Source organism: Aurantimonas coralicida DSM 14790, assembly GCF_000421645.1.
GTDB lineage: Bacteria > Pseudomonadota > Alphaproteobacteria > Rhizobiales > Rhizobiaceae > Aurantimonas > Aurantimonas coralicida.
Genome location: NZ_ATXK01000002.1, coordinates 419,866 through 445,235 on the forward strand (window position 1 = coordinate 419,866; position 25,370 = coordinate 445,235).

The window sequence follows — 25,370 nt, forward strand, 5'->3', positions numbered from 1 at the left end:
AGACAACGCGCGAGAGACCGACGATGCCCTATATCCGCGAGACGATCCTGACCACGGCTTCGGCCGACGGCGTGGTGCATATCGCGCCGCTCGGCATCATCCAGGATAGCGACGGCTGGGTGATCGCGCCGTTCCGGCCCTCAACCACCCTTGCCAATATCGAGGCGACGGGCGTCGCCATCGTCAATTACACCGACGAGGCGAAGATCTTTGCCGGCTGCCTGACCGGCCGGCGCGACTGGCCGCTGGCGCCGGTGGAGGGCTGCGCCGTGCCGCGGCTTGAGGCCGCCCTCAGCCACGACGTGCTCGAAGTCGTCTCGGTGACCGGCGACGACATCCGCCCGCGCTTCCACTGCCGCGTCGCCTCGTCGGGCCAGCATCGGCCGTTCCTCGGCATGAACCGCGCCAAGGCCGCCGTGCTGGAGGCTGCCATTCTTGTCAGCCGGCTCAAGATGTTGCCGACCGAGAAGATCGAGGACGAGATCGCCTATCTGAAGATCGCCATCGACAAGACGGCGGGACCCGACGAGGAGCAGGCCTGGTACTGGCTGCTGGAGAAGGTCATCGCCCATCTGGCCGAGGTCGAGCCGACCGCCTGAGCCTTGCCCGGCCGACAGAAATGACGCGGCTCCACTGAACAGACTGTCGCAGCGGCGAACCAATTCGCCTCTCGCGTCGTTCCCTTCTCGATTTCGAACCATTCCAACCTGCAGCGGCCGGGATCGCGCAGGCGGGGCGAAGCGAAGGGACCTTCACCTTGATCAATCTGACCATCAACGGAACCGAGCATCAGCTCGAGGCCGACGTGCGGACGTCGCTGCTCGACGCGCTGCGCGACCACCTTGCCATGACCGGCACCAAGAAGGGCTGTGACCACGGCCAGTGCGGCGCCTGCACCGTGCTCGTCAACGGCCGACGCATCAATTCCTGCCTGACCCTCGCCGTCATGCACGAGGGCGACGATGTGACCACCATCGAGGGACTGGGCGAGCCCGGCAATCTCGACACCATGCAGGAAAGCTTCCTGCATCATGACGGCTACCAGTGCGGCTATTGCACGCCGGGCCAGATCATGTCGGCCACCGGCATGCTGGGCGAGGTCAAGGATGGCTGGCCAAGCCATGTGACCGACAAGCTCGACGGCCAGGTCGAACTGACCGATGCCGAGATTTCCGAGCGCATGAGCGGCAATATCTGCCGCTGCTCGGCCTATCCGAACATCGTCGACGCGATCCGCACCGCCAGCACCAAGAACAACTCGGGAGGCCCGGCATGAAGCCGTTCGAATATTCCCGCGTCTCCGAGGTTGCAGAAGCCGGTCAGGTTGCCGGCCGGTTCATCGCCGGCGGCACCAATCTGCTCGACCTGATGAAGCTGGAAGTCGAGGCGCCGGACCGGCTCGTCGACATCACCCGGCTGCCGCTGAAGGACATCGAGGAAACCGAGGATGGCGGCCTGCGCATCGGCGCGCTGGTCACCAATGCCGATCTGGCCGCCGATCCGCGCATCCGCCGCGACTACGCGGTGCTGTCGCGAGCGCTGCTCGCCGGCGCCTCCGGCCAGCTCCGCAACAAGGCGTCCACCGGCGGCAATCTCCTGCAGCGCACCCGGTGCTATTATTTCTATGACACCACGTCGCCCTGCAACAAGCGCGAGCCGGGCTCCGGCTGCGGTGCCATCGGCGGCTTCAACCGCATCCACGCCATTCTCGGCGCCAGCGACAAGTGCATCGCCACCCATCCCTCCGACATGGCGGTCGCTATGCGCGCCCTCGGCGCCATGGTCGAGACGGTGTTGCCGGACGGTTCGACCCGTGAGCTCGATTTCGACGGCCTCTACCGCCTGCCGGGCGACACGCCCGAGATCGAGACCAATCTGGAGCCGGGCGAGCTGATCACCGCGGTGCGCCTGCCCAGGCCCGCCGGCGGCGTCCATGTCTACCGCAAGGTCCGCGACCGTGCGTCCTACGCCTTCGCGCTCGTCTCGGTCGCGGCCGTGATCACCGTCGAGAACGGCACGATCTCGGCGGCGCGTCTCGCCTTCGGCGGGCTCGCCCACATGCCGTGGCGCGACGAGGCCGTCGAGGCTGCGCTGATTGGCCAGGCGCCGTCGAAGGACCTCTTCGCCAAGGCTGCCGACATCCTCCTGAAGGATGCCCGGGGGCAGGGCGGCAATGACTTCAAGATCCCGCTGGCGCGCCGCACGCTGTCCGCCGTGCTGGCCGAGGCGACGAAGGGAGACGCATGATGAACACCCATGTCATGGACAAGGAGATCGGCGAAACGCGGCTCGACCGCGAGACGCAGGGCGTCATCGGCAAACCCGTCGACCGCTACGAAGGCCCGCTGAAGGTCTCCGGCAAGGCGACCTATGCCTATGAGTATCTGGCCGACGACAAGAACGTCGCCTACGGCTTCATCGTCACCGCCAGCATCGGCAAGGGCAAGATCGTCAAGGTCGACGGCTCCAAGGCACTCTCGGCGCCGGGCGTTCTCGCCGTGGTCGACGGCGACAAGATCCTGCGGGCCTCCTCGCAGCCGATGGCGCCGGCCGCCCAGACGATCGACGGCGAGGTCTTCCATTACGGCCAGCCGGTCGCGGTCGTCGTCGCCACGAGCTTCGAGGCGGCGCGTCACGGCGCCAAGCTGGTCGAGGTCGAGTACGCTCCGGCGAGCGGCGGCCGCTACTCTCTCGAGCAGGTCAAGGATCAGGGCCGCGCCTCGGACCAGGGCGTGATGCCGGCCGACACGGAGCGCGGCGATTTCGAGACGGCGTTTGCCAAGGCCGAGATCCAGTTCGACCAGACCTACACGACGCCGAGCCACCATTCCTCCGCCATGGAGCCCCATGCGAGCGTGGCGAAGTGGGACGGCGACAAGCTGACCGTCTGGTCGTCCTGCCAGCTGCTGGAGACCAACGTCCAGCAGATCGCCAACGGTGTCGGCGTGCCGGTCGAGAATGTTCGTCTGCTCAGCCCCTATATCGGCGGCGGCTTCGGCTCCAAGCTCGGCATCGGCCCGGACGCCGTGCTGTCGGCTCTCGCCGCCCGCGCGGCCGGTCGCCCGGTCAAGCTGGCGCTGAGCCGGCCGCACGTCTTCCAGACGACGTCGCGGCGGTCCGAGACCATCCAGCGCATCCGCATCGGCACGACGAAGGACGGCCACATCACCGCCTTTTCCCACGAGACCTTCGCGGCCAATTCGCCGGGCAACGGCTTCTTCGAGCCGGCTGGCATCTCCAGCGTGTTCCTCTATGCCGGCAAGGACCGCAGCGTCACTCATCGCCTGTCCGAGACCGACGTCCTGATGACCTCGGCCGTGCGCGCGCCGGGCGAGGCCGTCGGCATGCTGGCGCTGGAAAATGCCATGGACGAGATGGCCGAGAAGCTCGGCCTCGATCCGCTCGAGTTCCGCAAGCTGAACGAGCCGGAGGTGGCCCCGCAGGACGACCTGCCGTTCTCCTCGCGCAAGCTGGTGGAATGCTACGAGGAAGGCGCCCGCCGCTTCGGCTGGGATAAGCGTCCGGCCAAGCCGGGCAGCGTCCGCGAGGGCGAATGGCTGATCGGCTACGGCATGGCCGCGGCCTCGCGCGCCAACTCGCTGATGAAGTCCTCGGCCGAGGTGGAGATGACGCCGGACGGCCGGGCGGTTGTGCGCACCGCCATGACCGATATCGGCACCGGCACCTACACGATCCTGCAGCAGATCGCCGGCGAGATGCTGGGCCTGCCGCTGGACCGCATCGATGTCGAGCTGGGTGATACGTCGTTGCCGTCCTCGTCCGGTTCCGGCGGCTCCTGGGGCGCCAACAGCGCCGGCTCGTCGGTCTATGTCGCCTGCGAAGCGCTGATCGGGGAGATCGCCCAGCGTCTCGGCGTCGAGCCGGACGGGCTGACCCTGAAGGATGGCCACGCCATCGCCAACAACCGGCAGGTGCCGTTCACCGAGATCCTTGACGGCAAGAGCCTGATGAAGCTCGGCACTATCAAGCCGGGCGAGACGTCGCAGAACTACAATCAGGCGAGCTACGGCGCGCATTTCTGCGAGGTCGCGGTCAATGCCGTGACCGGCGAGACGCGTGTCCGCCGGCTTCTGACGGTGGCCGCGGCGGGCCGGATTCTCAACGAGAAGACGGCGACGTCGCAGTGCTATGGCGGCCAGATCTGGGGCATCGGTTCTGCCCTGACCGAGGAACTCGTCACCGACGAGCGCACCGGCCTCCTGGTGAACCACGATCTCGCCGAATACCACGTGCCGGTGAATGCCGACGTGCCGCAGCTCGATGTCGTGCTGCTGCCCGAGCGCGATCCCCATGCCAGCCCGCTGGCCGGCAAGGGAATCGGCGAGCTGGCGCTGGCCGGTGTCGGCGCGGCGGTGACCAACGCGATCTACAATGCCTGCGGCGCCCGCGTCCGCGACTATCCGATGACGCTGGACAAGGTGCTCGCCGGCATGTCGCCGGAGATCGACGCGGCCGCATAGGCCACGCAAAGGCGGAGAAGAAAGACAGGGGTCGGCATCGCGCCGGCCCCTTTTTCGTACGGGGCGCTATGCGCGCTTCGCCGCCAGCAGTGCCAGCGCCGCGGCGGGCGCGGCGCGGCAGACGGCGTCGCGCATTTCGCCGGGGCAGTCGAATAAATCGGAGAAGTCGACGACGCCCCGGTCGAGCCGGGCGGCGAGGCGGCGCAGCACCGGGCGGCCGGCGCCGGCGACGACCACGGGCGCATCGTCCGACACGTCCTCGCGCGACAGCACCTGCAGCGCCGCGTCGTGGACATGGCGAACCTGCGCTTCGGCAAAGGCATGGGCCAGCCATTCCCAGGCGCCGTCGCCGGCATCGGCGGCGTCCATGCCGACCATCCGCGCCAGGCGCCGGCGCGAGGCCTCCAGCGTCTTCTCATGGCCATCGGCGGCCGGGTGCAGATCATCCGCCTCGTCGAGCGTGCCGACGATGCGCTGGACGTCGGCCATGGTCGCAAAGAACTCGTTCATCACCGGGATCGAACGCCCGGCGAAGGGGACGCGGTTTTCCACGGCCATCAGCGCCGTGCGGGTGTAGCCCTGATAGACCAGTTCGCCCTCGACCAGCCGCTGCCGGTCGGTGAAGCCGCGGGCCTTGGCCGTGCCGCCGGCGAGCGGCACGAGGTCGGTCGTCGTCGAGCCCATGTCGAGGAACAGGGCTTCCTCGATGGCGGTCGCGGCCAGCGCCGCGCTCGCATGCCAGTTCGCCGAGGCGATGGCGTCGGCATGGCCCCGGGCGTCGCCGGGGGAGAGAAAGCCGGACGCGCCGGCATAGATCAGCACGTCGCCGCTCAGGCGCTCGGCGAAGATCCGGGTGAGCTGCGCCACACCGTCCCGGCGCGATTCGAAGACGTCCGACAATTCGCCGGTCATCGTCACGGCATGCCGGTCCACCTCCGGCATACCCTCCAGTATGGTCGTCAGCGCGCGATCCAGATGCTCCAGCCCCTGCCAGATCGGGCTCGGCTCCTGCCAGACCTTGAGGACACGCTCTCCCTCCGCCAGCACCGCCTTCAGATGCGCGCCACCGACGTCCCAACCCAGCGTTCTCGTCATGCCATGTCCGCTCGTTTCTGATACGGGGCATCCTATACCACCGAACAGCGCGGCGGCGCGAGCCGAGGGCCCCATGCAGATCATCCCGGTACTCGACCTCAAGGACGGCCGCGTCGTGCGCGGCGTCATGGGGGATCGCGCCAACTATCGGCCGATCGAGACGCCGCTGGCGGATAGTGCCGATCCGGTGGCGGTGGCGCGGGGGCTGATGACGCTGGCGCCGTTCCGCAGCCTCTACATCGCCGATCTCGACGCCATCGAGGGACGGCCCACCAACGACTCAGCCATCGCCCGGCTCGGGGCGGCGTTTCCGGCGACGGAGATCTGGATCGATGCCGGCGTCCACACGACGGCGGATGCGCAGCGCGTTCTGGCCGGGCCCCGCCATGTCGCGGTGGTCGGCTCGGAATCGATCGACGGCGCCGGCGTTGCCCGCGAGCTTGCGGACGAGACACGGGCGGTGCTGTCACTGGATTTTCGCGGCGACGACTTTCTCGGGCCGGCGGAGCTTCTGACGGATGCATCCCTCTGGCCGCGGCGCCTGATCGTCATGACCCTGGCGCGGGTGGGCAGCGGCGCCGGTCCGGATCTGGAGCGGCTGGCGAGCGTGGCGGCGCGGGCCGGGGATCGGGCGATCTTTGCCGCCGGCGGCGTGCGCGGCGTGAACGACGTCGCCGTCCTGGCGAAGGCAGGGATCGCCGGTGCGCTGGTGTCGACGGCCCTGCATGACGGCCGGCTGGCCCCGGCGGACCTGCAGCGCCTCGTCTGATCTCGAAACGCTGCGGCCGGCGTGTTGTCGCCCGGTCAAACGCGCAAGAAAAAAGGGGCCGCAAGGGCCCCTTTTCCGTCTGTCGTCCTCGTTCCCGCGGGAACTGGCTTCCTATTGGAAACCGAACTTGGCGGCCAATCGCCGGAGGAGGCCGGCGGGCATCGCCGGCTTGTCGTCTCCCCCGGGATGGTTCCTTGTCTAAGCGCCGGCGAACGGGTGAGCCGCCGAGCCTTTCTTGGAGACCACTTCCGCGGCGGTCGGCGTGCCCTTGATGGCGCGCTCGATGGATTCCATCGTCGCCTGGTAGTTGTAGTCGCGGATCTTGGCGTCGTCCTCGGCTTCCCAGTGGATGAAGACACCGACGCAGATGAACAAATCGTCGGCTTCGGCCTGCGGGATGATGCCCTTCTCGACCGAATCGGCGACGGCGCGCGCAACGGCGGTCTGCGCCGGCCCGAACATCTGGACGGCCTGCTTGGCGCCCTTGATGGTGACCTTGTTGAACATGACCGTGTTCGGCTTGCACGGCAGGTTCGGCGCGACGACGGCGAGCAGCGTCGTAAAGCCGTCCTTGTTGTTGGTCAGCGAGTTACAGAACGCCGACTCGGCGGCGGACCCGCGGGGTCCGATGATGAGATCGATATGGGCGACTTCGTTGCCTTCGCCGACGAGCGACTCGCCGACCATGACCTTGTTGATTGTTGCCATGAGCAATTCCTCCAAATGTGCCAACCTGACGCGGCTTGCCGCCGGCCCGGCTCTAAGAACTTACGATCCCGAAAGGCATGTTCGGCAGCGCCCTCCAATAGTGCGCGACCGCGTCTCCCTCCCGGTCACCGGACGGCCTCCCGACCGGCATACGTCTATCCTTGTTAGCGGCGTCCCCCGCGGGACCGGTTAGCCAGATAGTCAAGGTGTCACATGGACCCTTACGGCCGATAGTCAATCACTCCCGTTGCGCTTCCGCAAGGTTCTGCGCGAAAAGGCTGGCCACCGTCAGATCGGCCGATGTGCCGGGATTGCGGCCGTCGCGCTTGAGCGCGGCATCGAGGCGAAGCGCCAGGGCGAGACGGGCGTCCGGATCCCGCGTGCGGGCGAGATCGCCGGCGAGATCGGCCATCTGCCGGCGCACCGTCTCGGCGACCTCCAGCCGGTATTTGCGCTGGAGATGACTGTCGGGAAAGACCGATGCGAAGGCGAGATAGGCGGCGAGCGCCGGGCCGGTTCCCGGCGCCTGCACTGCGGTGTCCGGAGCGGCGAGGGCCGGCAGGCCGATCTCGAAGATCTCGCGAAACCCGTCGGCATATTGCCGGGCGACGAGGTCCCGGTCGGCGGCAAGCCGCATGGCTTCGACGAGGCCGATGGTCGGCGGCGAGCGCACGTCCTGTTCGGCGGCCTCGCCGAGCCCGCCGGGCGTCGCCAGCGCGATGGCTGCGAAGGTGTCATGCGCGTCCTGCGCATCGAGGCGGGCGAGGACATCCGCCACCGCCTCGCGCAGATCGAGGCCGCCAGCTGCGTGATGCTCGGCGGCCGCCGCCAGGGGCGCGCAGAGGAGGACGATGCCGAGATTGGCGTTCAGGCCGACGGCCTCCCAGCTGGCGCGTGTCGCGCCGAGGATGCGGGCGCCGACGCCGAGATCGTGCCGGGCGATCCACGGCGCGGTCGCCCTTGCGGCGGCCTCGAAGGTGTCGGCGTGCATGCCGTGGCCGCCGGCAAAGCGGTGGACATTGCCGGGCTTGGCCGCGTCGAGCTCGGCCCGGCAGGCGGCGAGGAAGGCCGCGGCGATCCGGTCGGGTGGCAGGCTCATACGGCGTGAGGCAGCGGCTGCGACAGGAGCTGACGGCGGCGGGCCTCGGCCAGCGCCACCACGTCGCGGGCGCGGATGGCTGCGATGTCGCTGCCGGTGGCCCGCTGCAGTCCGGTCCAGGCGGGCATGGAATTGACCTCGATGATCGCGGCGCGGCCGCTCTCGTCGCGCAGCAGGTCGACGCCGCAGAAATCCCCCTCGACGGCGGCCGTGGCGGCGATCGCGAGCTCTTCCATCTCGCGGTCGGCCGGCATGGCGACGGCGTTGGCGCCCTGCTTGACGTTGGTGATCCAGTTCGCCGCCTCGCGCCGCATCGAAGCGACGGCGCGGCCGGCCGAGACGAGCACCCTGACGTCGCTCCAGCGCCCGCCGGTCTCGACCCCGGCATAACGCTGCAGATAATAGACGCCGCCTGCGATCTCGCCGGCAGGCGGCAGGTCGTCCGCGCCGCGTACCAGCTTCAGCCCCTTGCCCTGCGCCCCGAACAGCGGCTTCAGCACCATCGGGCCGGGCTCGGCGGCGAGGATGCGCGCGGCCTCGGCGCGGCTCTCGACTGCGTAGCTGCGCGGGCTTGGCAGGCCCGCCCGGTGAAGGAGGAAGCTGGTCATCGACTTGTCGACGCAGTTCTCGACGGCGCGCGGGCCGTTTGAAACCGGCACGCCGCTGCGCGCCAGGGCGTGGAGGACGCCGAGCCGTCGGGTCACCTGCTCGAAGCTGCCCGCATCCATCGTGCGCAGGCAGACCGCGTCCGGCAGTTCGTCGCCGAATTGCGGAATGCGCAGGCCGCTTGCCGCGCCGGTGTCGAAGCCGATCTCCGACAGGCCGGCCAGCACGACCGTCGCGCCAAGTGCACCGAAGGCCGCGATCAGGTCGCGGGCATGCCGGTCCCGGTCGGCCGAGACCAGGAGAATGCGCGGAGCGCCGGATGCGCCGGGAGCCGCCGGTTCAGCCAAAGGAGGCGTCGATCAGCTCGGGATCGACCGCACCGCCGCGGAAGGTCTCGCCGGTCTCCAGCGCCACGACCGCCACTTCGGCGGGCGAGAACAGCATCGGGTCGATCTTGTAGAAATCGCCCTCGTAGCGGCGGAAGATCTCGGCAAAGGGCGTGCCGTAGTCATTGGCGGTCGAGCTCGGCAGCTTCTCGGCCAGCGCTTTGGCGTCGGCGGCCGGGCCGGTGACGTGCAGGAGAATGCGCCCGCCATAGATGACGGCGTCGTTGGTGCGGCCCATGGCGGTGATGAAGTCGGGATGCGGCGGGCTGAGCGGCGCCGTGCCGGTGCCCTCGACGATGCGCGACAGGTCGAATTTCAGCTCATGCGCCTTGTGCAGCGCCACCTCGACCACGCGGCCGACGATCTGCACCGAGCCGGCAAGACTCTGGGTCGGCGCGTAGATGATGGTCAGCGCCTCGGGCGCCACACCGCAATCGGCGGCGATCTGCCGGACGAGGTCTTCCGGCGGCGGACTGCCGGATTCCAGCACCAGCGTCGCCGTGTCGCTTTGATCGGCATAGGCGATGTCCTTGAACAGCGCCTCCTTGCCGGCCAGCGCCCGGCCGGGGCCCGAGCCCATGGCGAAATAGGCTGCGTCGCCTTCGCCGCTGGTCAGCTGCCAGCCGGCATACTGGCTTCCGAGGCAGGCGACGACCGGCTGCGAGGTGCGCGTCGTCAGGGTGAACGGCCAGTTGGGCAGGTAGGGCGACGAGCCGAGCGTCACCTCGCCGAGCCCGCCAAGGCAAATCTCGGTCATCAGCCGGCCGGCCTCGAGGCTGCCGGTGACCGAGGCGCCGGCATCGATCAGGGTTTCGCCGGCCGGTCCGGTGGAAACGCCGATCCGCAGTTCCGCCGCGCGACGCTGCAGGGTCTCGATCAGGGGGAGAACGCCTCCGTTGACCGACAATTGCGATGCACGGCTCATGCGGCCATCCTCCCGGTTCGTTCATGCAGTGCGTCCACGCGGGCGTGGAACAGGGCCTCGGCGGCCGCAGCGTCGGCCGCTTCGGCAACGACTGTGCACAGCGGCTGACCGGGACCGAACGCGGCCGGCGGATGGGTGCGGTCGCAGCTCCATTCCGGCCAGTCGAAGTCGGCCGGCAGGGTTACAGCGACGTCGGTCCAGGCAAGGCCCGAGGCGCGGACGGTGCCGGCGGGCGGAATGCTCGTTGGCAGGCGCCCCCGGCACGCGTCGAGATGCAGCGCCAGGAGCGGGGCGTCGTCGCGGTCATAGATGTCGACGGTCGCGCCGAAACGGGCGTTGATTTCGAGCAGCACCGGCCCGTCCGGCGTCAGCACGAAATCGCCGCTGGCGATGCCGGCGAGCGGCACCTCGCGCGCCAGCCGCTCCAGCGCCGCGACCATGGCCGGGGCGCTGTCGCCGGGCGGGTCCAGCGGGCCCACCGCGCCGCCATAGCGGAACGGCTCGTCGGCCGAGGGCGCCGCCCATTGCCGGGTGAAGCCGAGCATCGCGATCCGGCCACCCGCCGCGAGGAAGGCCGCCGACCATTTCTCGCCCGTCACCCTGCGCTGGACATAGCGATCGGCGTCGGGCGCCGTGCCGTCTGCCGGGCGGACATGGCTGCCGCCAGCGCCGCCGATCTTCTTGGACACCCAGCCGGCGGGATCGCCGACAACGCTGCGCCGGGTCTCGGGGTGGGCGATTTCGGCCTTTACGCAGAGCGCGGCGAAGGCCTCGGGGTCTTTGAGCAGGCGGGTCGTGGCAGCGTCGGTCCCGAGGATCGGCCAGCGCGCGCCGATCCGCTCCAAGAGTTCGGTGCGGTCCTCGAAGCCGGCGCCCGGAACGAAGCCGATCGGCGCATGGCCGTCGGCCAGGCGGCCGAGGATCGCCAGCAGTTCCTCGCCGTCGAAGCCGTCGGGATAGTCGCCATGCAGCACCTCGGCCGCCCGCGCCGACTGCTTCAGGTCGAGGTCGCCGAAGAAGTCGACCGCCAGCGCGTCGATGCCGGAGCGGCGGGCGCTCTCGGCGATCTGACGCGCCGAAAAGGCGGCACAGAGAATGCTGGGGCGCGATGCCATCGGGTTACGAGACCAGGGTGCGGGCCAGCGCGAAGGCATCGCGGAAGTCGAGCACCTGCGGCTCCTCCGCCTCGATCATGCGCTGCAGGAGGCCGGATTCGGTCTTCGACTTCAACGGGCCGACCGCCAGCGCGCCGATGCCGAAGGCCTCGGTGCCGTCGATCTGCTCCTCGTCGTCCATCACGTCGATGCCCTCGAGGCCGAGCGGCGGCACCGCATTGGCGTCGGCGGCGACGAGAAGCTTCGGCGCGCCCTGGATCTGGTCCTTGCCGAGCACCTGCACGCCGGCCTTGGCGGCGGCGATGATGACGTGGACGTCCTCGATGATCGCGGTGTTCTTGTCGTCTGACGAGCCGTCGACCGGCTCGACCTCGACGCCGAAGCGCTCCTTCATCTCGGCCGCGCGCTTGGAGATCCGCTCGATCCCGTCATAGCCGACCACTTTCACCGTGGCGCCCTCCAGCGCGGCGATGACGGCGGCGCAATAGCCGACGACGCCGGTGGCGCCGAAGACGGCGATGGTAACGTCCTTCAGCGCCGTCTGCTTGCGGTTCTTCAGGGTGCGCTCGATGCAGGCGACCATGGCGGCGGCCGTGGTGAAGGAGCCCGAGGGATCGGCCATGATGTTGCAGCCGAAGGGCGGCACGAGCGCGTCCTTGGCCGCCGCGATCATGTCCAGCGCCAGCACCGAATCATTGCCGCCGAAGAACACCGCCGAGCGCACGCCGCGATCCGGCGGGCGCGAGAAGATCACGTCCTGCACCAGGTCGGCGACCTCCGCCATCTCGACGCTCTCATAGGGCAGCACCGCATCGTAGCCGGCGTCGAGCGCCATGTTCACGTCGAAGGGGCTGATGTGCTTCTGCGGCGTGATCATGTGCAGGATGTTCTTGTGCGCCATGGAAAGTCTCCGGTCTGCATGTGCGTTCGCCGGGCCGGTCGGCCGCGACGGTGCCAGGGCTTGTCGCCGCTAGCCGGTGCCCGTCAGTCGGAACCCGCGACGTTCGACGCCGGCTCCATGATTGCGTCCCGCAAGGATGCGGATGTCGAGCCCCGCGGCGGCCTCGCCGATCGCCGTGACGAGACGCCGGGCTTCCGGAGCCGAGGGGGCGAAGGCGAAGCCGGTCGGGCCCCAAGAGCTCTGGCCGATGCCATGGGCTCCGGCCGCCGCCAGCGCCTCACAGGCCCCGGCCACCGCCGGGCTGGTGAAGACGCCGCCCTGGGCGGGGGCGAAATGCTCGCCGACCATCTGCTGGATGGTGGCGATGGCGGCGCCGAAGCCGGCAATGTCGGTCTCGGCCAGCGAGGGCAGCGCCTGCATCAGCACCAGCCGGCAGATTTCCGCGATCTGCGCCTCGGGAAAGGCCGGCAGCGTCGCGAAGGCGGCGACTTCGTCGGCGCCGTGAAAGCCCGTATCGCTCGGGTCGAGGACGAGGATGACGCGCCAGTCGTGCGGAAACGGCAGCCGCGCGATCAGCGGCGGCGGCAGGTCGCTGTCGCCCTTGCCGCCGTCCACCGCCACGCCGCCGCCGGTGACGAAGGCGGCGCCGAGGCCCGACCGGTTGCCGCGGCCGAGCCGCGCGGCGTCGCCGGCGACGTCGGCTGGCAGCCCCTCCAGGGCACGCAGAGCGGTCGCCACGGCCAGCGCCAGCTGGGTGCCCGATCCGAGGCCCGAATGGGCCGGAATCGCCTCCGAAATCGTCAGCTCGTGGCGGACGCCGATGCCCAGATGCCGGCGCATGTCGTCGAGATAGGCGGCTGCGCGACCCGCTTCCGGACCGTCGACATGGTCCTGCCGGGCCCGCCGGATGGAAAGCCGCGTTGCTGGTTCTTCCAGCGCCATGCCGATTCCGCCGAACCGGCGCGCGGACTGGCCGCCGGGATCGAGAAATCCCAGATGCAGGCGAGCGGGCGCCGAGACGTTGACGACGTCGTCTGTCACTTTGTCCCCTGAACTTGCGTGCCCGCACCCTATTATTGCGGCGAATACCGATGGGGCAAGCGTAGTGGAGGAGAAAACCATGGCAGCGAAGACCTATTCCGACGCCGAGGTGACCAAGCGACTGGAAGCGGAGCTGCCCACATGGCGGCTCGAGGACGGCTGGATTCGCCGCACCTACAAGACCGCGGGCTGGAAGGGCACGCTGATGGTGATCAATGCCGTCGGCCATCTCGCCGAGGCCGCATTCCACCATCCCGACATCACTGCCTCCTATGCCTGGGTCGAGGTGCGGCTGGTGAATCACGCCGCCAAGGGGATCACCGATTCGGACTTCGCCCTGGCGAAGATGATCGAGCAGGTGGTCATGTGGCAGCCGGGCAAGGAGGACGGGCCGCTGTCGGGCACGCCGGACGATCCGCGCTTCGCCTATATCAAATACGACAAGAGCTGAGACCTGCCGGCGGGGATTTGATCTTCGCCGCCAAGGCTGTAGTTTGCATCACGGGCACAGAAAGCGAATGGTTTTGCAGAACGCATGGATCGACGGGAAACCGGCGTCCACACAGGAGGCTGTGTCCGCAGCGGCGGAGCTGATCGGCCGAAGCCGCCTGCCTCTCGTGACCGGACTTTCGACCGATGTCGCAGGCATCAAGGCCGCGGTCGCCCTGGCGCAGATCGCCGGCGGGGCGATCGATCATGCCGCCTCGAACGGCATCTATCCGCTGATCTCGGCGATGCGCGACAGCGGCATGATGCTGGCCGCACCGTCCGAGATCCGGCGCCGTGCCGACCGCGTGCTGGTGGTCGGTGACGACGCGTTCGAAGACGCGCCGGACATGCCGGATTACCTGTTCTACGAGACGCCCGATCTCGGCGAAGCGACCCGCGGCGTCGAGCGACAGGTCCTGTGGCTGGGCGCCGGCGACGACATGCCGGACCTTCCGGAATCGGTCGCGCTGCACGGCATCGACTGCGCCGGCGACGATCTCCTCGACGCGCTGTCGGCGATCCGCGCCGAGTTGGCCGGGCACCAGCACGGCGCCGGGCCGCTGCCCGCGCCAACCGTGCAATTCGTCGCCGAATGGCTGAAGGAGGCGGCGTTCGGCTGCGCCATCTTTGCACCCGCCAACCTCGACAGCCTCACCATCGAGATGCTCGCCGGCCTGGTCTTCGACCTGAATGCCGAGACCCGTTTCACCAGCCTGCCGATGTTGCGCGCCGACCAGGCCTTTGCCGCGGCGCAGGCGACCACCTGGACGACCGGCTTTCCGCTGCGCAGCGGTTTCGGCCGCGGCTATCCCGACCATGATCCGCATCTGTATCGCGGCGAGCGGCTGATCGCCGACGGCGAGGCGGATCTGGCGGTGCATGTCGCCGCGCTGGACGGCCAGGACGAAATCGAGCCGGAGTGGTCGGCGACGGTGCCGGTCGTCGCCTTGTGCGGCGAGGCGACCGACTGGAGCCATCCGCCGAAGATCGCCTTCGCCGTGGCGACGGCCGGCCGCGATCACGACAGCGTCCTCTACGACAACCGCTTCGGCGGCTTCGTCCCGGTCGCGGCGTCGCAGGCGGGCGAGGACGCCGGCGGGCGCATGACGGCGGCGGCCGTCCTTGCGGCGATCGCCGCGCATCTGGGACAGACGACGACGGAAGCGACGGCATGATCGTCGGACGGAAAGGGGCGTCTGCATGCTGACGCATTTGAAGAACGGCCATGTCGTCGACCCGGCCAACGACCGGGATGGCGTGGCGGATCTGTATCTCGCCGACGGCGTCGTCGTCGATGCGCCGACGGACGGGCGCCGGCCCGACGAGACGATCGACTGCAAGGGGCTGATCGTCATGGCGGGCGCCATCGACATTCATTCCCACATCGCCAGCGGTCACGTGAACACGGCGCGGCTGCTGCTGCCGGAATATCACCGGGCCTTCCAGTCACGGCCGGGCTCGACCGGCCTGTCCAAGGTCGGCTGGACCACCGAGGAAACCGGCCTGCGCTACGCCGAAATGGGGTTCACCACCGTGGTCGAGCCCGCCATGGCGCCGTCCTCGGCGCTGCATTCCCATCTCGAACTCGCCGACATCCCGATCATCGACAAGGCAACGCTCGTCGTCCTTGGCAATGACGATTTCCTGATGGCGATGATCCGCGACGGCGAGAGCGAGAGCGCCATCGCCGACTATGTCGCCTGGACGGTCTCGGCGTCGCGGGCGCTCGGCGTCAAATGCATCAATGCCGGCGGCTCCGCGGCCTTCAAGGAGAATGTCCGCAAGTTCGACTTCGATGACATCGTGCCCGATTACGGCGTGTCGTCGCGCAAGATCGTCAAGACGCTGCAGGGCGCCGTGAACGGGCTCAGCATCCCGCATCCGCTGCATGTCCATTGCAACAATCTCGGCGTGCCCGGCGATTCCGCCTCGTCGGCCGAGGCGACCATCGGCGCGGCCGAGGGCCTGCCGATGCATCTCGCCCACATCCAGTTCTACGGCTACGGCACCGAGGGCAAGCGCGGCTTTTCCTCGGTCGGGCAGCGGCTGGCCGACCTCGTCAACCGGACGCCGGAGGTCACGGTCGATATCGGCCAGGTGATGTTCGGCCAGACCGTGACGATCTCCTCGGACGAGATGCGCCAGTTTGCCGGTCGGCCGCAGGCCAGCCCCGGCAAGACGATCATCTTCGACCACGAGGCCAATGGCGGCGGCGTGGTGCCGATGGAATACAAGCAGAAGAGCTTCTTCAACGCGCTCCAATGGGCGATCGGGCTGGAGCTGTTCCTCCTGATCGAGGACCCCTCGCAGGTGTTCTTCACCACCGACCATCCCAATGGCGCGCCGTTCACCAGCTACCCCGACATCTTCGCGCTGCTGATGGACCGCGGCGTGCGCCAGCTATGGCTCGACGCGCTGCCGAAATCGGTGGTGCGGATGACCAGCCTGCCGGAGATCACCCGCGAATACACGCTGCGGGAGATCGCGACGATGACCCGCGCCGCCCCGGCCCGCCTGCTCGGCACGTCCGATCGCGGCCATCTGGGGGCGGGGGCCGTGGGCGACGTGGCGATCTATCGTCCCGGCCACGACAAGGCCGAGATGTTCGGCCGCGCAGCCTATGTCTTCAAGGACGGGACGCTGGTGGTGAAGGACGGCACCGTCGTCAACCGCACCAAGGGCCGCACGCTGACGGTCCGGCCCGAGGCGGACAAGGCGATGGCGAAACGCCTCGACCGCTATTTCGACGAACGCTTCGGTCTGCCGTCGCGCTGGTTCGAGGTGCCGGACTTTGCCATCGGCCAAGAGGATCCGTTCAAGGTGATGCCATGCCGGACGTGACACAGGACGCGCCGTCCACGGCGATGACCCGCAATGGCGTCGTCATTGACGACACCTTCGCCGAAGCGTTTCCGATGAGCGGAACGGCCATCCAGGTCACCGCCGATTCCGAGAAATGGGCGATGGAGGCCGCGCGCTCCTTCACCGGCTTTGCCACCTCGGTGATCGCCTGCGGCTGCGAGGCCGGCATCGACCGCGTTGTGCCCGCCAGCGAGACCCGCGACGGGCGGCCGGGCGTGCGCATTCTCCTGTTCTCGATGGACAAGGACGGGCTCGCCAAGCAGCTCGGCACCCGGCTCGGCCAGTGCATTCTCACCAGCCCGTCCTCGGCCTGCTACGCCGATTTCGACAGCGAGACGCAGATCGATCTCGGCTCGGCCATCCGCTATTTCGCCGATGGCTGGCAGATATCGAAGAAATTCGCCGGCCGGCATTTCTGGCGCATGCCGGTGATGGAGGGCGAATTCCTCTGCGAGGCGACGACCGGCATGACCGGCGACGGCGTCGGCGGCGGCAATCTCCTGTTCATGGCTCGCACCAGCGCACAGGCGCTGGCGGCTGCCGAGGCGGCGCTCGAGGCGATGCGTGAGGTGCCCGGTGCGATCATGCCGTTTCCCGGCGGGATCGTGCGCTCCGGTTCCAAGGTCGGCGGCAAGTACAAGGGCATGATGGCCTCCACCAACGATGCCTATTGCCCGACCCTGAAGGGCGTCACCCCATCGGCTCTGACGCCCGATATCGGTTCGGTGCTGGAGATCGTCATCGACGGCCTGTCGAAGGAGGCGGTCGCCGATGCCATGCGCGCCGGGCTGAAGGCGGCGGTCGATCTCGGACCCGACAAGGGCGCCCTGCGGATCGGCGCCGGCAATTACGGCGGCAATCTCGGACCGCATCACTTCCATCTGAAGGAGCTGGCGCCATGAGCGGGCTCACCTTCCGCAAGCGGGCCGAACCGGATCAGCGCATCGACCTGTCGGCCCTGATCCCGTCGCGCCTTGCCGGCCTCACCATTGCGCAGATCGCCTCCCTGCCGGTCGGCACGACCCGCTGGCTGGTCACGGTCGGCGACCTCTTCGACGTGTCGGGCGGCGATCCTGCGCAATTGCGCTTCGAGGGTGGCTCGCACCGCTTCGACCGGATCGGCGAAGGGCTCGATGGCGGTGAGATCCATGTCGAGGGCGATGCCGGCTGGCGGACCGGCCGGGTGATGAGCGCCGGACGGCTGACGGTGACGGGCTCGGCCGGCGGCTTCGCCGGTTCGGCCATGAGCGGCGGCGAGCTGCACATCGAGGGCGATGCGGGCGATTTTCTCGGCGGTCCGCTGGCCGGCGAGATGGCGGGCATGTCGGGTGGCACGATCCGCGTCGGCGGCGCGGCCGGCGAACGGGCGGCCGATCGCATGCGGCGTGGCACCATCGTCGTCGCGGGCACGCTCGGCGCCAACGCCGCCAGCCGGATGATCGCCGGCACGCTGATTGCCGGCGGCCGCGCCGCGGGCGTGCCCGGCCGCCTGATGAAGCGCGGCACGCTGATCCTGCCCGGCGGGGTCGAGCGCCTGACGCCGACCTTCCTCGACAACGGCCCGGCCGACCTCCTGATCCTGAAGCTGATGGCCCGGGATATCGCCGCGGGGCCCGCCGGCCCGGTGCCCTTCGATGGCGCGCCCATGCGCCGGTTCGGCGGCGACACGGCGGTGCTCGGCATGGGCGAGATCTTCCTGCCGTTGTAAGGCGGCGAGACTGCACAATTGCCATGCGACACGGCGCCGCCGCTCTGCTGACTTGCCGGAGGGCGCCGCTAGTTCTGCATCCGGATGCAGCATCGCTGCGTATGTGAAGAGCGTATCCCAGTTCGACCGGGCACCGTCTGATCCCCCAGGAAGGAAACGGCCGAGACGATGATTGACCTGATTTTGACCGTCTGCATGGTGAGCGACCCGTCGAACTGCCGGGAAGAGCGGCTGACCTACCAGAGCCGCGGCTCGCTGGCGCAATGCATGATGCTGTCGACGCCCTATGTCGCGGCCTGGGCCGGCGATCATCCGCAATGGACGATCAAGAGCTGGAAGTGCCACTGGCCGGAAGATCGCAAGGAAGCGATCTGAGCGGACAGCACCGTCTGCTGCCGCGCTGCTCACTGCGGTGAAAAACTAGGCATTGAACAAAATACAGGCAGATTTGATCTGACCCAGGGTCAGGGTAGTCGCGCAACCGGTGGCTTCACCCGCCGGATGGCCGCGTTCCCCGCCAGTCCTTCGCGCATCGCCAGTCTGGCACGGGGATTGCTCCCTGTGTGACCGGAGCCCGTCGCTGAGAGCGGGACCTGTCAACTGGAGAGCGTGAATGACATCACCTATCAATTGGCTTCGTGGCGCCGTCGCCGCGACCGCGATGAGCGGCGTCGCACTGACCGGTGCCGTGGCGCAGGACGCGCCGTCCGGCGATCCGATCAAGGTCGGCATCCTGCATTCGCTGTCGGGCACGATGGCGATTTCCGAGACCACCCTGAAGGACGCCATGCTGATGCTCATCGAGGAGCAGAACGCCAAGGGCGGTCTGCTCGGGCGTCCGCTCGAAGGTGTCGTGGTCGATCCGGCCTCCGACTGGCCGCTCTTCGCCGAGAAGATGCGCGACCTCGTCTCGGCCCAGGACGTCGCGGCGGTGTTCTGTTGCTGGACCTCGGTGTCGCGCAAGTCGATCCTGCCGGTGGCCGAAGAGCTCAACACGGTCGTCTTCTACCCGGTCCAGTACGAGGGTGAGGAATCCTCGCGCAACATCTTCTACACCGGTGCCGCGCCCAACCAGCAGGCAATCCCCGCCGTCGACTATCTGATGGAGGAAGGCGTCGAGCGCTGGGTGCTGGAAGGCACCGACTACGTCTATCCGCGCACCACCAACAAGATCCTCGAGCAGTATCTAAAGGACAAGGGCGTCGCCGCCGAGGACATCAAGGTCAACTACACGCCCTTCGGCTTCTCCGACTGGCAGACCGAGGTGTCGGCCATCAAGGAATTCGGTTCGACCGGCAAGAAGACCGCCGTTGTCTCGACCGTGAACGGCGACGCCAACGTGCCGTTCTACAAGGAGCTCGCCAACCAGGGCATCGCCGCGACCGACATTCCGGTCGTCGCCTTCTCCGTCGGCGAGGAAGAACTGGCCGGCATCGACACCGGCCCGCTGGTCGGCCATCTCGCCGCCTGGAACTATTTCCAGTCGGTCGATACGCCCGAGAATGCCGAGTTCATCGAGAAGTGGAAGACCTTCATCGGTGACGACAAGCGCGTCACCAATGACCCGATGGAAGCCCACTATATCGGCTTCAACATGTGGGTGAAGGCGGTCGAGGCCGCTGGCACGACCGAGGCCGACGCGGTCATCGCCGCCCTGCCGGGCGTCGAGGTGCCGAACCTCACCGGCGGCATGTCAACCATGCTGGCCAACCACCACATCACCAAGCCCGTGCTGATCGGCGAGATCAACGACGAGGGCCAGTTCGACATCGTCTCGGAGACCGAGGAACTGGTGCCGGGCGACGCCTGGTCCGACTTCCTGCCGGAATCCAAGAAGCTGACCGCCGACTGGACCGACCCGATCAATTGCGGGAACTACAACACCGAGACCGAGACCTGCGGCGGTGCTTCGGCGGAAGCCAAGTAAGCGGGTCCGACAGCTTCGTCCTCCCAAGACGAACCCGACGGGGGCGGTCCCAGGCGACCGTCCCCGTCCCCAGCGGCCCTCAGGTGGGATGTGATGCAACAGTTCTTCGAGCGATGCCGGACCGGTCTCATGCTGGTCGCGGGTCTCCTGCTGGCGGCGGGACTTCTGGCGGCGCAGCCTGCATGGGCCCAGGGCGCCGACCCGGCCACGATCGTCCAGAAATTCGGCGGCAAGCAGAGCTTCAGCGAAACCGAGGCGGTGATCGCGGAAGCGGCGGCCAGCGGCGATGCCGCCCTGGCGCCCGCCCTCAAGGCCCTGCGTGACGGCGACCTCTACTGGCGCAAGAGCGACGAGGCCGTCTTCGTCGGCGCGGCGCGCGGCGACGAGATGGTCCTCACCGATCCGATCACCGGCGAGGCTGCCGGTATAGTCGCCAAGGCGGACGTCACCAAGGTCCGCATCAAGAATTCGATCCGCAACGCGGTCACCGCCGCCCTCGGCACCCTGACCCTGCGCGCCGCCGATCCGGCCCAGCGGCTGCGGGCCGCCAGCACTGTGTTTTCCGACGCCGACCCCGAGATGATTGCCCCGCTGGAAGCGGCGATTGCCGCCGAGACCGACGCCGGCGTCCTGGCCCGGCTGGAAGAGGCGCGCGCTGCCGCGATCCTCGCCTCCGACCGTCCGGCCGCCGAGAAGGCCGAGGCCGCCAAGGCGCTGCAGACGCGCGGCGACCGCGAGGCGCTGAACATGCTGCGCATCTTCGCCGATGCCACCGACGATCCGGTGGCCCGCGAGGCGGCGCGCGAATCCATCGCCGGCATCGAGGCCAACATCGCCTTCTGGAACCAGATGCAGAATGTCTGGTACGGCCTGTCGCTCGGCTCGGTGCTGCTGCTCGCGGCCATCGGGCTGGCCATCACCTTCGGTGTGATGGGCGTCATCAACATGGCCCATGGCGAGATGGTCATGCTGGGCGCCTACACGACCTTCGTGGTGCAGGAGGCGATCCGCGGTTCGGCGCCCTGGCTGTTTCCCTGGTCGCTGACCATCGCCCTGCCGCTGGCCTTCCTCGTCTCCGGCTTCGTCGGTCTCGTCATGGAGCGCGGCCTGATCCGCTTTCTCTACGGCCGGCCGCTGGAAACGCTGCTGGCGACCTTCGGCGTCTCGCTGATCCTGCAGCAGGCGGTGCGCACCGTCTTCGGCCCGACCAATCGCGAGGTCGGCAATCCCGACTGGATGTCCGGCGCCTTCGATGTCGGGTTGATGTCGATCACCTGGAACCGGCTGTGGATCATCGTCTTCGCGCTGGTCGTCTTCCTGGCCTTGCTCGCCGTCCTCAACCGCACACCGCTCGGCCTGCAGATGCGCGCCGTCACCCAGAACCGCAAGATGGCCTCGGCCATGGGCATCCGTACCCCCTGGGTCGATGCCATGACCTTCGCACTCGGCTCGGGCATAGCCGGTGTCGCCGGTGTCGCGCTCAGCCAGATCGACAATGTCTCGCCGAGCCTCGGCCAGGGCTACATCATCGACAGCTTCATGGTCGTGGTGTTCGGCGGGGTCGGCAATCTGTGGGGCACGCTGGTCGGGGCGATGAGCCTCGGCGTGCTCAACAAGTTCCTCGAACCCTATGCCGGCGCCGTCCTCGGCAAGATCATCGTGCTCGTCCTGATCATCCTCTTCATCCAGAAACGACCGCGCGGCCTGTTCGCCCAGAAGGGGAGGTTCGTCGACGCATGATTCTCGCGCGCTTCCTCGGTCCCCGCATCTTCATCCTCGTCGCTGTGATCCTGGCGGCGGCAATCCTCGTGCCGCTGGCCAATCTCTGGCTGCCGGCGGGCCATCCGCTGCATGTGCCGTCCTATGCGGTGCCGCTCTTCGGCAAATATGTCTGCTACGCGCTCTTGGCGCTCGCCCTCGATCTGGTCTGGGGCTATGTCGGCATCCTGTCGCTCGGCCACGGCGCCTTCTTCGCCCTCGGCGGCTACGCCATGGGCATGTATCTGATGCGCCAGATCGGTTCGCGCGGGGTCTATGGCGACCCGGTGCTGCCGGACTTCATGGTGTTCCTGAACTGGCAGGAACTGCCCTGGTACTGGTACGGCTTCGACCAGTTCTGGTTCGCCGCGCTGATGGTCGTGCTGGCCCCCGGCATCCTCGCCTTCGTCTTCGGCTATTTCGCCTTCCGCAGCCGCGTCACCGGCGTCTATCTGTCGATCATCACCCAGGCGATGACCTATGCGCTGCTGCTGGCCTTCTTTCGCAACGACATGGGGTTCGGCGGAAATAACGGCCTGACCGACTTCAAGGAGCTGCTCGGCTTCTCGCTGCAGGCCGACACCACCCGCGCCGGCCTCTTTGCCGCCAGCTGCATCGCGCTGGCGGTGGCCGTGGTCATCGTCGGCTGGATCACCCGCTCGCGGCTCGGCAAGCTGATGGTCGCCGTGCGCGACGCCGAAAGCCGCACCCGCTTCATCGGCTGGCGGCCCGAACATGTGAAGCTCTTCGCCTTCACCGTCTCGGCGGTGATGGCCGGCATTGCCGGCGCCCTCTACGTGCCGCAGGTCGGTATCATCAATCCCGGCGAGTTCGCCCCGGTCAATTCGATCGAGATCGTCGTCTGGGCGGCGGTCGGCGGCCGCGGCACGCTGATCGGCCCGGTCATCGGGGCGCTGCTGGTGAATTTCGGCAAGAGCACCTTCACCGCCATCGCGCCGGAATTCTGGCTCTTCGTCCTCGGCAGCCTGTTCGTCTTCGTCACCCTGTTCCTGCCCCGCGGCATCGTCGGCACCATCGACCATGGCTGGAACGCCTGGCGTGCCCGGCGCGGCGATGCCGACCGCGAAAAGGGCGAGGCGGTCGACAAGACGCCCGTGCCGGCGCCGGGGCCGGCGGAATGACCATGATGGACCAGATGACCGACGCCCCCGACAAGACCATGGCCACGGCAGGCGGGCCGGCCGCGCCCGCCGGCGATACGGACGCCGCACCGGCGCCGCCGATCGTCTCGCCGCACCCCTATGCCACCCAGCGTGCCGCCCTGCTGGCCGAGCGCGAAGCCCTCGGGCAGGCGCGGCGCGACACGCTGCTCTATCTCGACGGCGTCACCAAGAGCTTCGACGGCTTCAAGGCGATCAACAATCTCTCGCTGGTCATCCAGAAGGGCGAGATGCGGGTGATCATCGGCCCGAACGGCGCCGGCAAGACCACCATGATGGACATCATCACTGGCAAGACCCGGCCCGACGAGGGCGAGGTCTATTTCGCCGGCGATGTCGACCTGACCAAGCAGGACGAGGCCGCGATTGCCAATATGGGCATCGGCCGAAAATTCCAGAAGCCGACCGTCTTCGAGAGCCACACGGTGGCCGACAACATCCGCATGTCGATGGCCGGCTCGCGCTCGATCTTCGCCGCGCTGCTGCACCGCGACAGTGCGGGCGAGCGCCAGACGGTCGCCGACATTCTGGAGACGACGCGCCTGACCACCAAAGCGGGCACGCTGGCGGCCGATCTCAGCCATGGCCAGAAGCAGTGGCTGGAGATCGGCATGCTGCTGGCGCAGGATCCCGAACTCCTGCTGGTGGACGAACCGGTGGCCGGCATGACCGACGCCGAGACCAAGGAGACGGCGCGGCTCCTGCGCGAGATCGCCCGCACCCGGTCGGTGGTCGTCGTCGAACACGACATGCATTTCGTCCGCGCCCTCGACGTCAAGGTCACCTGCCTCCACGAGGGCTCGGTGCTGTCCGAAGGTACGCTCGACCATGTCTCCGCCGATCCGCGCGTCGTCGAGGTGTATCTTGGCCGCTGAGATGCACCACACGAGCCGAGACCTGGCCACGATGCGGTCCGGGGAGGGCGGAACGCGCCGCTTTGCCGGTTCGCGCGCGGCCCATCCAACATTCCCTGCAGGAGCGCCGAACGCCCCATGCTGACCGTTTCGAACGTCGATCTCTATTACGGTGCGGCGCAGGCGCTGCGCGGCGTGTCGCTGAATGCCAGGAAGGGCGAGATCACCTGCGTCCTCGGCCGCAACGGCGTCGGGAAGACCTCGCTGCTGCGCGCCATCGTCGGCCAGCAGCCGATCCGCGCCGGCCAGATCGCCCTCGACGGCGACAATCTCGGCCGCGAGGCGCCCTATACGCGGGCCCGACGCGGCATCGGCTTCGTGCCCCAGGGCCGCGAGATCTTCCCGCTTTTGACGGTGAAGGAGAATCTCCAGACCGGCTTCGCGCCGCTGAAGGGTGCCGACCGGACCATCCCCGACCATGTCTTCGAGCTCTTCCCTGTGCTCGCCGACATGCTCGGCCGGCGTGGCGGTGACCTGTCCGGCGGCCAGCAGCAGCAGCTGGCGATCGGCCGGGCGCTGGTGACACGGCCGCAGCTTCTCGTCCTCGACGAGCCGACCGAGGGCATCCAGCCCTCGATCATCAAGGATATCGGCCGGGCCATCCGCTATCTGAAGGACCAGTCCGGTCTCGCCATCCTGCTGGTCGAGCAATATCTGGATTTCTGCCGCGAGCTCGCCGATCAGGTCTACATCATGGATCGCGGCGAGATCGTCTTCGACGGTCCCGCCGAGGGTCTCGACGATCCCGAGGTGCGCCGGCATCTGACGGTGTGACTCCGATCTCCGCGATGATTGCCCTCGCTTCAGTCTTCCCGAACGGCATGTTAGAAAGGATGACACGGTCGCGGCCGATGTTCCTCGATCTGCGGCACGTGGTGCGCTCCGCTTTTGGGAGGATACCCAGTGCGCTTCATCGCGACGCTTCTTGCCTGCCTTTGCCTTGCCGGTGCCAGTCAGGCGCAAACGCTGGTCAAGCCTGGCGAGATCGATCAGATCGTCGACATCGCCCGCGGCTTCGGCTCCGGGACCTTGGAAAAGGACGAGACCGAATATGTCCGGGGGCGCATCGATGGCACGCTCTACGTGATCTTCTTCAACGACTGCAATTCCGACAGGAGCGAGTGCCAGAGCCTTCAGTTCTATGCCTCCTGGGACGGCGTCCCTGTCGATCAGGCCGTCATCAACGGCTGGAACCGGGACAAGCGCTTTGCCAAGGCTTATATCGACGCCGAGAACGATCCGGTGCTGGAGATGGACGTCAATCTGCGCCACGGAGTCACCCGCGGCAATCTCGAGGATACCTTCGACTGGTGGCGTCTGTCCCTGAGAGAGTTCAAGTCGGGCATCCTCAAGCTTTAGGGCCACTCGCGGCTTCCGGTGGCCAGCCGTGGGGCTGGAATTCGCG

General features: G+C 68.1%; 25 protein-coding genes. 17 read left to right on the plus strand and 8 right to left on the minus strand.

The window, feature by feature from the left end; all coding sequences use genetic code 11:
* The first annotated feature begins 23 nt into the window (after positions 1 to 23).
* The 4 genes from H536_RS0106645 (at position 24) to H536_RS0106660 (ending at position 4,481) form a co-directional block, all read left to right on the plus strand.
* A complete protein-coding gene (locus tag H536_RS0106645; protein WP_024349723.1) occupies positions 24 to 599 on the plus strand; it encodes a DUF447 domain-containing protein in 576 nt (191 codons plus the stop codon).
* 122 nt (positions 600 to 721) lie between these two features.
* Complete coding sequence (locus H536_RS0106650) at positions 722 to 1,276, plus strand: 2Fe-2S iron-sulfur cluster-binding protein (protein WP_370192659.1); 555 nt, start codon at positions 722 to 724, stop codon at positions 1,274 to 1,276.
* Positions 1,273 to 2,247 (plus strand): FAD binding domain-containing protein, encoded by a 975-nt coding sequence (locus tag H536_RS0106655; protein WP_024349725.1) that lies wholly within the window; start codon positions 1,273 to 1,275, stop codon positions 2,245 to 2,247. The genes H536_RS0106650 and H536_RS0106655 overlap by 4 nt, the downstream gene beginning before the upstream one ends.
* On the plus strand, positions 2,244 to 4,481 hold the full coding sequence (locus tag H536_RS0106660) for a xanthine dehydrogenase family protein molybdopterin-binding subunit (RefSeq protein WP_081651841.1): 2,238 nt from the start codon (positions 2,244 to 2,246) through the stop codon (positions 4,479 to 4,481). Before H536_RS0106655 ends, H536_RS0106660 begins: the two co-directional genes overlap by 4 nt.
* Before the next feature lie 66 nt (positions 4,482 to 4,547).
* Here the strand turns inward: H536_RS0106660 and H536_RS0106665 are convergent, their stop codons facing one another.
* Positions 4,548 to 5,576, minus strand: a complete 1,029-nt coding sequence (locus H536_RS0106665) for a hydantoinase/oxoprolinase family protein (protein ID WP_024349727.1) — start codon at positions 5,574 to 5,576, stop codon at positions 4,548 to 4,550.
* Between the two features lie 73 nt (positions 5,577 to 5,649).
* Between H536_RS0106665 and H536_RS0106670 the strand changes: the two genes are divergently transcribed.
* A complete protein-coding gene (locus H536_RS0106670) occupies positions 5,650 to 6,345 on the plus strand; it encodes a HisA/HisF-related TIM barrel protein (protein ID WP_024349728.1) in 696 nt (231 codons plus the stop codon).
* 198 nt (positions 6,346 to 6,543) lie between these two features.
* On the opposite strand, the gene fae is transcribed toward H536_RS0106670, so the two are convergent.
* The 7 genes from fae to H536_RS0106705 form a co-directional block, all read right to left on the minus strand.
* On the minus strand, positions 6,544 to 7,053 hold the full coding sequence (gene fae, locus H536_RS0106675) for a formaldehyde-activating enzyme (RefSeq protein WP_009210870.1): 510 nt from the start codon (positions 7,051 to 7,053) through the stop codon (positions 6,544 to 6,546).
* A 238-nt stretch (positions 7,054 to 7,291) separates the two neighbouring features.
* Entirely contained in the window at positions 7,292 to 8,152 is an 861-nt protein-coding gene (locus tag H536_RS0106680; RefSeq protein ID WP_024349729.1) for a triphosphoribosyl-dephospho-CoA synthase, read from the minus strand.
* Positions 8,149 to 9,105, minus strand: coding sequence for a RimK family alpha-L-glutamate ligase (locus tag H536_RS0106685; protein ID WP_029702846.1), 957 nt, complete (start codon positions 9,103 to 9,105; stop codon positions 8,149 to 8,151). Before H536_RS0106685 ends, H536_RS0106680 begins: the two co-directional genes overlap by 4 nt.
* Positions 9,098 to 10,069, minus strand: a complete 972-nt coding sequence (gene mch, locus H536_RS0106690) for a methenyltetrahydromethanopterin cyclohydrolase (protein ID WP_024349731.1) — start codon at positions 10,067 to 10,069, stop codon at positions 9,098 to 9,100. Before mch ends, H536_RS0106685 begins: the two co-directional genes overlap by 8 nt.
* Positions 10,066 to 11,184 (minus strand): ATP-grasp domain-containing protein, encoded by a 1,119-nt coding sequence (locus H536_RS0106695; protein WP_024349732.1) that lies wholly within the window; start codon positions 11,182 to 11,184, stop codon positions 10,066 to 10,068. The genes mch and H536_RS0106695 overlap by 4 nt, the downstream gene beginning before the upstream one ends.
* 4 nt (positions 11,185 to 11,188) lie before the next feature.
* Positions 11,189 to 12,085: an NAD(P)-dependent methylenetetrahydromethanopterin dehydrogenase gene (locus tag H536_RS0106700; RefSeq protein ID WP_024349733.1), complete on the minus strand. Its 897-nt coding sequence runs from the start codon at positions 12,083 to 12,085 to the stop codon at positions 11,189 to 11,191.
* A gap of 69 nt (positions 12,086 to 12,154) precedes the next feature.
* Positions 12,155 to 13,126, minus strand: coding sequence for a beta-ribofuranosylaminobenzene 5'-phosphate synthase family protein (locus H536_RS0106705; protein ID WP_024349734.1), 972 nt, complete (start codon positions 13,124 to 13,126; stop codon positions 12,155 to 12,157).
* Between the two features lie 79 nt (positions 13,127 to 13,205).
* On the opposite strand from H536_RS0106705, the gene H536_RS0106710 reads away from it, so the two are divergent.
* The 12 genes from H536_RS0106710 (at position 13,206) to H536_RS0106765 (ending at position 25,324) form a co-directional block, all read left to right on the plus strand.
* Positions 13,206 to 13,577: a 4a-hydroxytetrahydrobiopterin dehydratase gene (locus tag H536_RS0106710; RefSeq protein WP_024349735.1), complete on the plus strand. Its 372-nt coding sequence runs from the start codon at positions 13,206 to 13,208 to the stop codon at positions 13,575 to 13,577.
* Positions 13,578 to 13,698: 121 nt separating this feature from the next.
* Positions 13,699 to 14,790, plus strand: coding sequence for a molybdopterin-binding domain-containing protein (locus H536_RS0106715; RefSeq protein ID WP_024349736.1), 1,092 nt, complete (start codon positions 13,699 to 13,701; stop codon positions 14,788 to 14,790).
* 25 nt (positions 14,791 to 14,815) lie between these two features.
* Positions 14,816 to 16,456: a formylmethanofuran dehydrogenase subunit A gene (locus H536_RS0106720; RefSeq protein ID WP_024349737.1), complete on the plus strand. Its 1,641-nt coding sequence runs from the start codon at positions 14,816 to 14,818 to the stop codon at positions 16,454 to 16,456.
* Positions 16,457 to 16,479: 23 nt separating this feature from the next.
* A complete protein-coding gene (fhcD, locus tag H536_RS0106725) occupies positions 16,480 to 17,379 on the plus strand; it encodes a formylmethanofuran--tetrahydromethanopterin N-formyltransferase (protein WP_024349738.1) in 900 nt (299 codons plus the stop codon).
* A complete protein-coding gene (locus tag H536_RS0106730) occupies positions 17,376 to 18,185 on the plus strand; it encodes a formylmethanofuran dehydrogenase subunit C (RefSeq protein WP_024349739.1) in 810 nt (269 codons plus the stop codon). Before fhcD ends, H536_RS0106730 begins: the two co-directional genes overlap by 4 nt.
* A gap of 168 nt (positions 18,186 to 18,353) precedes the next feature.
* Positions 18,354 to 18,560, plus strand: a complete 207-nt coding sequence (locus H536_RS0106735) for a hypothetical protein (protein ID WP_024349740.1) — start codon at positions 18,354 to 18,356, stop codon at positions 18,558 to 18,560.
* A gap of 238 nt (positions 18,561 to 18,798) precedes the next feature.
* Positions 18,799 to 20,112, plus strand: coding sequence for an urea ABC transporter substrate-binding protein (gene urtA, locus H536_RS0106740; protein WP_024349741.1), 1,314 nt, complete (start codon positions 18,799 to 18,801; stop codon positions 20,110 to 20,112).
* Positions 20,113 to 20,205: 93 nt separating this feature from the next.
* On the plus strand, positions 20,206 to 21,852 hold the full coding sequence (gene urtB, locus H536_RS0106745) for an urea ABC transporter permease subunit UrtB (protein WP_029702849.1): 1,647 nt from the start codon (positions 20,206 to 20,208) through the stop codon (positions 21,850 to 21,852).
* On the plus strand, positions 21,849 to 23,012 hold the full coding sequence (urtC, locus tag H536_RS0106750; RefSeq protein WP_024349743.1) for an urea ABC transporter permease subunit UrtC: 1,164 nt from the start codon (positions 21,849 to 21,851) through the stop codon (positions 23,010 to 23,012). Before urtB ends, urtC begins: the two co-directional genes overlap by 4 nt.
* A gap of 2 nt (positions 23,013 to 23,014) precedes the next feature.
* Positions 23,015 to 23,926 (plus strand): urea ABC transporter ATP-binding protein UrtD, encoded by a 912-nt coding sequence (urtD, locus tag H536_RS0106755; RefSeq protein ID WP_244495374.1) that lies wholly within the window; start codon positions 23,015 to 23,017, stop codon positions 23,924 to 23,926.
* A gap of 117 nt (positions 23,927 to 24,043) precedes the next feature.
* Positions 24,044 to 24,739 carry an urea ABC transporter ATP-binding subunit UrtE gene (urtE, locus tag H536_RS0106760; protein WP_024349745.1) on the plus strand — a complete coding sequence of 232 codons (696 nt, stop codon included), beginning with the start codon at positions 24,044 to 24,046 and terminating at the stop codon, positions 24,737 to 24,739.
* A 129-nt stretch (positions 24,740 to 24,868) separates the two neighbouring features.
* The gene (locus H536_RS0106765) at positions 24,869 to 25,324 is read left to right on the plus strand and encodes a YbjN domain-containing protein (RefSeq protein WP_024349746.1); all 456 of its coding nucleotides are present in this window, start codon (positions 24,869 to 24,871) and stop codon (positions 25,322 to 25,324) included.
* Positions 25,325 to 25,370 lie beyond the last annotated feature (46 nt).

What these genes read in the sequence shown, in the direction of transcription:
- H536_RS0106700 (WP_024349733.1), bottom strand. Translation starts at nt 12,085, where the DNA reads ATGGCGCACAAGAACATCCTGCACATGATCACGCCGCAGAAGCACATC.
- fhcD (WP_024349738.1), top strand. Translation starts at nt 16,480, where the DNA reads ATGACCCGCAATGGCGTCGTCATTGACGACACCTTCGCCGAAGCGTTT.
- H536_RS0106720 (WP_024349737.1), top strand. Translation starts at nt 14,816, where the DNA reads ATGCTGACGCATTTGAAGAACGGCCATGTCGTCGACCCGGCCAACGAC.
- urtD (WP_244495374.1), top strand. Translation starts at nt 23,015, where the DNA reads ATGATGGACCAGATGACCGACGCCCCCGACAAGACCATGGCCACGGCA.
- H536_RS0106660 (WP_081651841.1), top strand. Translation starts at nt 2,244, where the DNA reads ATGATGAACACCCATGTCATGGACAAGGAGATCGGCGAAACGCGGCTC.
- H536_RS0106645 (WP_024349723.1), top strand. Translation starts at nt 24, where the DNA reads ATGCCCTATATCCGCGAGACGATCCTGACCACGGCTTCGGCCGACGGC.
- H536_RS0106735 (WP_024349740.1), top strand. Translation starts at nt 18,354, where the DNA reads ATGATTGACCTGATTTTGACCGTCTGCATGGTGAGCGACCCGTCGAAC.
- H536_RS0106655 (WP_024349725.1), top strand. Translation starts at nt 1,273, where the DNA reads ATGAAGCCGTTCGAATATTCCCGCGTCTCCGAGGTTGCAGAAGCCGGT.
- H536_RS0106730 (WP_024349739.1), top strand. Translation starts at nt 17,376, where the DNA reads ATGAGCGGGCTCACCTTCCGCAAGCGGGCCGAACCGGATCAGCGCATC.
- urtA (WP_024349741.1), top strand. Translation starts at nt 18,799, where the DNA reads ATGACATCACCTATCAATTGGCTTCGTGGCGCCGTCGCCGCGACCGCG.
- urtC (WP_024349743.1), top strand. Translation starts at nt 21,849, where the DNA reads ATGATTCTCGCGCGCTTCCTCGGTCCCCGCATCTTCATCCTCGTCGCT.
- urtE (WP_024349745.1), top strand. Translation starts at nt 24,044, where the DNA reads ATGCTGACCGTTTCGAACGTCGATCTCTATTACGGTGCGGCGCAGGCG.
- fae (WP_009210870.1), bottom strand. Translation starts at nt 7,053, where the DNA reads ATGGCAACAATCAACAAGGTCATGGTCGGCGAGTCGCTCGTCGGCGAA.
- H536_RS0106695 (WP_024349732.1), bottom strand. Translation starts at nt 11,184, where the DNA reads ATGGCATCGCGCCCCAGCATTCTCTGTGCCGCCTTTTCGGCGCGTCAG.
- H536_RS0106710 (WP_024349735.1), top strand. Translation starts at nt 13,206, where the DNA reads ATGGCAGCGAAGACCTATTCCGACGCCGAGGTGACCAAGCGACTGGAA.
- H536_RS0106670 (WP_024349728.1), top strand. Translation starts at nt 5,650, where the DNA reads ATGCAGATCATCCCGGTACTCGACCTCAAGGACGGCCGCGTCGTGCGC.
- mch (WP_024349731.1), bottom strand. Translation starts at nt 10,069, where the DNA reads ATGAGCCGTGCATCGCAATTGTCGGTCAACGGAGGCGTTCTCCCCCTG.
- urtB (WP_029702849.1), top strand. Translation starts at nt 20,206, where the DNA reads ATGCAACAGTTCTTCGAGCGATGCCGGACCGGTCTCATGCTGGTCGCG.
- H536_RS0106680 (WP_024349729.1), bottom strand. Translation starts at nt 8,152, where the DNA reads ATGAGCCTGCCACCCGACCGGATCGCCGCGGCCTTCCTCGCCGCCTGC.
- H536_RS0106665 (WP_024349727.1), bottom strand. Translation starts at nt 5,576, where the DNA reads ATGACGAGAACGCTGGGTTGGGACGTCGGTGGCGCGCATCTGAAGGCG.